We start from the raw sequence: 504 nt of genomic DNA, 5'->3' as shown, positions 1-504 counted from the left end.
AGAGCTTCAGACATCCGTCTCGTGGTGAAGGAGACAGCAGGCAGGAATGGCTTTCAACGGAACGTGGCAGGTTTACGCTCAGGAGAACTTGGAGGACTTCCTCAGGGCCATATCACTACCTGAGGATGTCATCAAGATGGCCAAAGATGTCAAACCTGTGACCGAGATAAAACAGACTGGCAACGACTTCGTCGTCACCTCAAAGACCCCTGGGAAAACCGTCACTAACTCCTTCACCATCGGCAAGGAAGCTGAAATTACCACCATGGACGGGAAGAAGCTCAAGTGCATTGTGAGGCTGGAGGGAGGAAAGCTTGTCTGTGAGTCAGACAAGTTCTCACACAAGCAGGAAATCAAGGACGGAGAGATGATTGAGACTTTAACTGTTGGAGGGACCACCATGATCAGGAAGAGTAAAAAGCTGTGATGTGACCTGGCCTGCTGAAAGTGTCTCCGGTTCAAAACATGCCATCTATTTAAATAAAACTGCCATTTGTCAAAAAA

The 504-nt window shown here is 48.2% G+C and carries 1 protein-coding gene; it reads left to right on the top strand.

The annotated features are described in order from the left end of the window. Positions 1-46 precede the first annotated feature (46 nt). Positions 47-427 (top strand): lipocalin/fatty-acid binding family protein, encoded by a 381-nt coding sequence (locus GFJ41_RS21050; RefSeq protein WP_226890293.1) that lies wholly within the window; start codon positions 47-49, stop codon positions 425-427. The last annotated feature ends 77 nt before the right edge of the window (positions 428-504 follow it).

Origin of the sequence: Paraclostridium dentum, assembly GCF_012922555.1 — a bacterium.
Classification (GTDB): Bacteria; Bacillota; Clostridia; order Peptostreptococcales; family Peptostreptococcaceae; genus Paraclostridium; species Paraclostridium dentum.
This window is presented reverse-complemented; position numbering and strand designations above follow the sequence as displayed.